The organism is Pseudoxanthobacter sp. (assembly GCF_036822375.1).
GTDB lineage: Bacteria > Pseudomonadota > Alphaproteobacteria > Rhizobiales > Segnochrobactraceae > Pseudoxanthobacter.
The window spans coordinates 1-6,443 of sequence record NZ_DAISHT010000188.1; the positions used below are offsets into that span (position 1 = coordinate 1).

The 6,443-nt window shown below is 70.0% G+C and carries 6 protein-coding genes; 4 read left to right on the forward strand and 2 right to left on the reverse strand.

The features are described 5' to 3' along the window. Positions 1-176 precede the first annotated feature (176 nt). Together V7067_RS14200 and hrcA are read right to left on the reverse strand one after the other, a co-directional pair. Positions 177-851: a sulfate transporter family protein gene (locus V7067_RS14200; protein ID WP_334176557.1), complete on the reverse strand. Its 675-nt coding sequence runs from the start codon at positions 849-851 to the stop codon at positions 177-179. 62 nt (positions 852-913) lie between these two features. Continuing rightward, positions 914-1,990: a heat-inducible transcriptional repressor HrcA gene (hrcA, locus tag V7067_RS14205; RefSeq protein WP_334176558.1), complete on the reverse strand. Its 1,077-nt coding sequence runs from the start codon at positions 1,988-1,990 to the stop codon at positions 914-916. A gap of 472 nt (positions 1,991-2,462) precedes the next feature. On the opposite strand from hrcA, the gene rph reads away from it, so the two are divergent. The 4 genes from rph to V7067_RS14225 form a co-directional block, all read left to right on the forward strand. Continuing rightward, a complete protein-coding gene (gene rph, locus V7067_RS14210; RefSeq protein ID WP_334176559.1) occupies positions 2,463-3,185 on the forward strand; it encodes a ribonuclease PH in 723 nt (240 codons plus the stop codon). 22 nt (positions 3,186-3,207) lie between these two features. Next, positions 3,208-3,852, forward strand: coding sequence for an RdgB/HAM1 family non-canonical purine NTP pyrophosphatase (gene rdgB, locus V7067_RS14215; RefSeq protein ID WP_334176560.1), 645 nt, complete (start codon positions 3,208-3,210; stop codon positions 3,850-3,852). Positions 3,853-3,859: 7 nt separating this feature from the next. Next, positions 3,860-5,068 carry a radical SAM family heme chaperone HemW gene (gene hemW, locus V7067_RS14220; RefSeq protein ID WP_334176561.1) on the forward strand — a complete coding sequence of 403 codons (1,209 nt, stop codon included), beginning with the start codon at positions 3,860-3,862 and terminating at the stop codon, positions 5,066-5,068. Between the two features lie 345 nt (positions 5,069-5,413). Beyond that, a partial coding sequence (locus tag V7067_RS14225) for a nucleotidyltransferase domain-containing protein (RefSeq protein WP_334176562.1) occupies positions 5,414-6,443 on the forward strand: 1,030 nt, incomplete at its 3' end.

Consider the following 6,443-nt stretch of genomic DNA (forward strand, 5'->3'; position numbering starts at 1 on the left):
GCGTGTCGACTGGAAGCCTTCTAACCCGTCATCGGCCGGTCGTCAAAGTGACGTAAGCGTCACTTGACCCTGCCGGTGACGCAAGGGTCATAGACCCATTGCGACCGGATTGCACCCCCCGACCTTAGGCGAAGAGCGGCGGCAGCGGGGCCCCGGAGCGGCGGAACAATGGCGCCTCAGACGGCTTGCGCATTGATTCTCGTCAGCCTTTTGTGAAACCGCACCATGAAGGCGACCGCAAACAGCGGGCTGAGCAGGTTGACGATCGGCACCAGCAGCAGTGCCGCGATGACAAGCCCGGCGGCGAAGACCGCGACGCCATGCCGCCGCCGGAATTCGCGTGCGCCCGCCTCGCCGCGATAGCGCATGGCGGCGGCCTCGAAATACTCGCGGCCGAGCAGATAGCCGTTGATGACGAAGAAGGCGACGAGGTTGACGCCCGGCACCAGCAGCAGGACGAGCGCCAGCAGGTTGCCGGCAAGGGCGATGAGCGCGAACCGCACGGTGACGACGAGCGAGCGGCCGAGCGGCAGGGCCACCCCGGCCGGCTCGCCCGGCCAGGTGGTTTCCTCAACCTTTTCCGCTATTTCGTCGGCAAAGAGGCCGGCCATGAGCGAGGTGACCGGGCCCACCATGAAGGCGAGGCCGACCACGATGCCGATGCCGCTCAGGATGCCGGCGGCGGTATCGAGCCACGGATAGGGCAGAGCGAGGGCGGAGTTGAGGAGCACCTGCAGCCCGATGCCGGCGAGGATCAGCAGGCCGAGGGTGAGCGCCAGCGAGCGCCACAGGATGGCGCGGAACGGCGGCGTCAGAATCTGGCGGAACGCCGCAATGGCATCGTCGAGCATGGCGGGAAGTCCTGATTGATTCGCTGCGGCGCACAACGGCGCCGGCGGCCTCAGCCGCGGGTTCAGCCCATGATGCGGCTGACGAGGCGGGCGGTGTAGTCCACCACCGGCACGATGCGGGCATAGTTGAGCCGCGTCGGGCCGATGACGCCGACCACGCCGACGATGCGGTTGTCGGTATCGCGATAGGGCGAGACCACCAGCGACGAGCCCGACAGCGAGAACAGCTTGTTCTCCGACCCGATGAAGATGCGCACGCCGTCGCCGCTCTCGGCCAGCCCGAGAAGCTGGATGAGGTCGCGCTTCTGTTCCAGATCGTCGAACAGCAGGCGGATGCGCTCCAGATCGTCTTCTGCCTTCAGGTCGCCGATGAGGTTGGCGCGGCCGCGCACGATCAGCGTTCCCGGCCGCCCGTCGCCGGCCTCCGACCACACCGCAAGTCCGGTTTCCACCACGCGCCGGGTCAGTCCGTCGAGCTCTTCCTGCTCGGCGACGCTGACGCGCTCCAGCTCGCCCTTGGCCTCGGAAAGCGTGCGGCCGCGGATGTGGGCGTTGAGGTAGTTCGCCGCCTCCACCAGCGCGGAGGAGGGCAGGCCGGCTGGCAGGCTGACGAGGCGGTTTTCCACCGAGCCGTCGGTGCCCACCAGCACGGCAAGCGCGCGGGCCGGATCGAGGCGGACGAACTCGATGTGCTTGAGGCGCAGGTCGCTGGTGTGGGTGATGACGACGCCGGCCCCGCGCGACAGGCCGGACAGCATCTGGCTGGCTTCCGTCAGCACGCCCTCGAAGGTGCGGCCGGAGCCGCCGACCTGACTTTCGATGCGCGCCCGCTCGTCGGCATTGAGGTCGCCGATTTCCAGCATGGCATCGACGAAGAAGCGCAGGCCGCGCTGGGTCGGCAGGCGGCCGGCGGAGGTGTGGGGCGAGAACACCAGCCCCAGCGCCTCCAGATCGGCCATGACATTGCGCACCGAGGCCGGCGACAGCGTCATTGGCAGCAGCCGCGACAGCGTGCGCGAGCCGAGCGGCTCGCCGGTGTCGAGATAGGTCTCGACGATGCGGCGGAAGATTTCGCGCGAACGCTCGTCGAGATCGATCGATGCCGACGATAGGACCTCACGCCTGCGTTCGGCCGTCATGTCCGGTTCTCTTTCCATCCTCGCGGCCGGTTGCAGGCCTGTGTCTGCACGCTGCGCCTGTGCTGCCCGGCAAAACCTGCCCTGCAAAACCTGCCCGGCGAGATCGGCGTGCCCGGTCCCGCCCGGCCGGTCCCGCCTGGCCAGTCCTGCCCGGCCGGTCCTGCCGTAGGTCGCCCGGTTGCGCTCTGTCCTAATAAAGGCACTCGCCGGCCGTTGGGCAAGGCGCAGGCGGGTGCGGCGGTGCAAGATCGGGGCCGGGTGTTGCCGCGCGGCAGTGCGAAATGGCCGGATGCCGCCGAAAGTGCCGCGAATTCCTTGAGTGTCGCGGCAACGGGCGTTAGAAGCGCGCCATGTCCTGCGGCCGGCACTCCGCCCGGCTGCCCGCGGCCGGACCGCGGGCAGCGCGGGCCCGTGGCTTTCCGTCTCCGTGCGGGCCCGCCGTTTTCCGTCTCCATGAAGGAAGAAGAAGCTGATGCCGAGCCTCCGCCCCTCCAAGCGTGCCCCCGACGAGATGCGCCCCGTGACGCTGGAGCGGGCCGTTGCCCGCCATGCCGAAGGCTCCTGTCTGGTGAAGTTCGGCGATACCCATGTGCTGTGCACGGCGAGCCTTGAGGACCGCGTGCCGGCGTGGCTGCGCGGCGGCGGCCGCGGCTGGGTGACCGCGGAATACGGCATGCTGCCGCGCGCAACCCACGAGCGCACGCGGCGCGAGGCGGCGGCGGGCAAGCAGTCCGGCCGCACGCAGGAGATCCAGCGCCTGATCGGCCGCTCGCTGCGCGCGGTCGTCAATCTGGAGGCGCTGGGCGAGCGCCAGATCACCGTCGACTGCGATGTGCTGCAGGCCGACGGCGGCACCCGCACGGCCTCCATCACCGGCGCGTGGGTGGCTCTGCACGACTGCCTCGACTGGATGAAGGCGCGCGGCATGATCAGCCGTCCGGTGCTGACCGATCACATCGCCGCCATTTCCGTCGGCATCCACGGCGGCCAGCCGGTGCTCGACCTCGATTATCAGGAAGATTCGTCGGCCGGCACCGATGCCAACTTCGTCATCACCGGATCGGGCGGTCTGGTGGAGATTCAGGGCACGGCGGAAGGCACCCCCTTCAGCCGCGACGAGTTCAACGCCATGCTCGATCTGGCGCTTGCCGGCACGGCGGGTCTTGTGGAGCTGCAGAAGCTCGCCATTCTCTGAACGGCCGGCGGGAGAGCCAGACATGAGCGAAGGCACGCATCGTCGCCTGACATCGCCGCGCCTCGTCGTGGCCAGCCACAACAAGGGCAAGATCGCGGAGATCCGCTTCCTCGTCGCGCCCTGCGGCATCGAGACGGTTTCGGCCGGCGATCTCGGCCTGCCCGAGCCGGAGGAGACGGAGACCACCTTCGCCGGCAATGCCCGCCTCAAGGCCCACGCCGCGGCGAAGGCCTCCGGGCTGCCGGCGCTGTCCGACGATTCGGGCCTTGCGGTTGCAGCGCTCGGCGGCGATCCCGGCATCTATTCCGCGCGCTGGGCCGGCCCCGACAAGGACTTTGCCCGCGCCATGCGCAACATCGAGGAGAAGTTGCAGGCCCTCGGCGCGACCACGCCGGCCGCGCGGCGGGCGAAGTTCGTCTGCGCGCTGTGTCTGGCGTGGCCGGACGGGCACGACGAGGTGTTCGTGGGCGAGGTCCACGGCGAACTCGTGTGGCCGCCGCGCGGCGCGGCCGGCTTCGGCTACGATCCCATGTTCCTGCCCGACGGCCACAGCCGCACCTTCGGCGAGATGACGGCGGAGGAGAAGCACGGGCTGGGGCCGGATGGCGGCCTGTCGCACCGGGCGCGCGCCTTCCTGATGTTCTCCGACGCCTGCCTGAAGGGCTGAGGCGGCCATGGCGGCGGTGCGCGTTCCCGGCCATGGCGCGGGCCATGATGCCGGTCATGATCCCGGCCTCGCGGAGGCCGGGTTCGGCATCTATGTGCACTGGCCGTTCTGCGCCGCCAAATGCCCCTATTGCGACTTCAACAGCCATGTGCGCCATAAGGCGGTGGACCAGCCGCGCTTTGCCCGCGCCTTTGCCGCCGAGCTGGCCCGCGCCGCAGCGCTGACCGCCGGGCGGCCGGTGCGCTCGGTGTTCTTCGGCGGCGGCACGCCGTCGCTGATGGACCCGGCCACCGTCGCCGTGGTGCTCGATACCATCGCCCGGCACTGGACCCTTGAGGCCGATGCGGAAATCACGCTGGAGGCCAACCCTTCCAGTGTCGAGGCCGACCGGTTCGCCGGCTACCGCGCGGCGGGCGTCAACCGCGTGTCGCTCGGGGTTCAGGCGCTGGACGATACCGCGCTGAAGGCGCTGGGCCGCATCCACGATGCCGATCAGGCGCTGGCGGCCATCGCCATCGCGCAGCGGGTTTTTCCCCGCTCGTCGTTCGACCTCATCTATGCCCGCCCCGGCCAGACGGCGGCGGCCTGGGAGGCGGAGCTGCGGCGCGGGCTGGCGCTGGCCGGCGAGCATCTGTCGCTCTATCAGCTCACCATCGAGGCCGGCACGCCCTTTGCGGCGCTGCACGACAGCGGCCGCCTCGTGGTGCCGCCCGACGACGAGGCGGCCGAACTCTACGAACTGACACAGGCGCTGACCGCCGAAGCCGGCCTGCCGGCCTACGAGATCTCCAATCACGCCCGGCCGGGGGCGGAGAGCCGGCACAATCTGGTCTACTGGCGCACCGGCGATTATGTCGGCGTCGGCCCCGGCGCTCATGGCCGGCTGACCTGCGGGGGGCTGCGCCACGCCACGGTGGCGCTGCGCCACCCCGAGACGTGGCTGGAGGCGGTGGAGCAGGCGGGAACCGGCCTCAGCGACGATGTGGTTCTGACCGATGCGGAGAGTGCCGACGAACTGCTGCTGATGGGGCTGCGGCTGACGGAAGGCGTGGATCTGGCCCGCCACGCCGCCCTTGCCGGCCAGCCGCTCGACAGCGGCCGCATCGCCGCTCTTCAGGACGAGGGCCTTGTCGCCCTGCGCGGCAACAGCCGCCTTGCCGCGACCCCGCGCGGCCGGCTGGTGCTGAACGCGCTGGTGGCGGCGCTGGCCGCCTGAAGCGGCCTTTTACCGGTCCTGAGAAGCCGGCTGCCGCCTCTGCCTTTCCTGAAGCGGCTGCCGCTTCCGTGCGCATTGACGATAGCGCGAAGGCGGGCAAAGGTTTAACGTCGCTGCGAGAAACCGGGTGCCGGGCAGCCGGACGCGCTGCGGTGGCCCGCCGGGGCGGATTGCCCTGCGCAAGCCGGCGGGCGGGCCCGTGCAGGCCGCACCGCTGCAGCCGGCGCTGCCCCCGGCCGGCCCCTGTGGCGGCGTGCGGGCGTGGCGTTGCGCAAGGCGTGGCGGCGCGCAGCGCCCGGACGGGACTGAAGAGACGGCCAGCCGCCAACGAGGATGCATAATTCCATGCGCAAGATCGAACTGCGCAAGAGCCAGTCGCGTGCGCCGGAGCTGATCGACGCCGGCGCGCTGGCGGCCGACATTGCCGCGCTGACGGCGGGCCGGACACCGGCCGAGTTCCGCCCGGCGATGATCGCGCGCCTGCGGCAGGCCCGCACAGAAGCCCTTGCGCGGGCGCAGGACCTGCTCACCGACAACGGCAGCGGCCTCTATTGCGCCCAGAGCCTTGCCCATGTGCAGGACGTGCTGGTGCGCGAGCTGGCCGGGGTGGCGGTCAACAGCGTGTACCGCGTGGAGAACCCCTCCAAGGCGGAACGGCTGACGGCGGTGGCCGTGGGCGGCTACGGCCGCGGCACGCTGGCGCCGGGCTCCGATGTCGATCTGCTGTTCATCCTGCCCTACAAGCACACGCCGTGGACCGAAACGGTCGTCGAGTTCGTGCTCTACAGCCTGTGGGATCTCGGCCTGAAGGTGGGGCACGCCACCCGCACCATCGATGAGTGCATGCGCCTGTCGCAGGGCGATCTCACCATCCGCACCGCGGTGCTGGAAGCGCGCTACCTGTGGGGCGACGAGGCGCTGTTCCGCGATCTCACCACCCGCTTCGACCGCGAGGTGGTGCAGGGCAGCGCAGCGGAGTTCGTGGCCGCCAAGCTGGCCGAGCGCGACGAGCGCCACCGCCGGCAGGGCCAGTCGCGCTATCTGGTGGAGCCCAATGTCAAGGAAGGCAAGGGCGGCCTGCGCGACCTGAACACGCTGTTTTGGATCGCCCAGTATGTCTATCGCGTCCACAGCCGCGAGGAACTGGTCGATCTCGGCGTGTTCTCGCGGGCGGAGCTGTCGCTGTTCCGCAAGGCGGAAGACTTTCTGTGGGCGGTGCGCTGCCACCTGCACTTCCTGACCGGACGGGCGGAGGAGCGGCTTTCGTTCGACTTCCAGCGCGAGATCGGCATCCGCCTCGGCTATACCAGCCATCCGGGCCTGCGCGATGTCGAGCGCTTCATGAAGCACTATTTCCTCGTCGCCAAGGATGTCG

Excerpts from the sequence above, each read along its gene's own strand:
- V7067_RS14200 (WP_334176557.1), bottom strand. The coding sequence starts at position 851 with ATGCTCGACGATGCCATTGCGGCGTTCCGCCAGATTCTGACGCCGCCG.
- hrcA (WP_334176558.1), bottom strand. The coding sequence starts at position 1,990 with ATGACGGCCGAACGCAGGCGTGAGGTCCTATCGTCGGCATCGATCGAT.
- rph (WP_334176559.1), top strand. The coding sequence starts at position 2,463 with ATGCCGAGCCTCCGCCCCTCCAAGCGTGCCCCCGACGAGATGCGCCCC.
- rdgB (WP_334176560.1), top strand. The coding sequence starts at position 3,208 with ATGAGCGAAGGCACGCATCGTCGCCTGACATCGCCGCGCCTCGTCGTG.
- hemW (WP_334176561.1), top strand. The coding sequence starts at position 3,860 with ATGGCGGCGGTGCGCGTTCCCGGCCATGGCGCGGGCCATGATGCCGGT.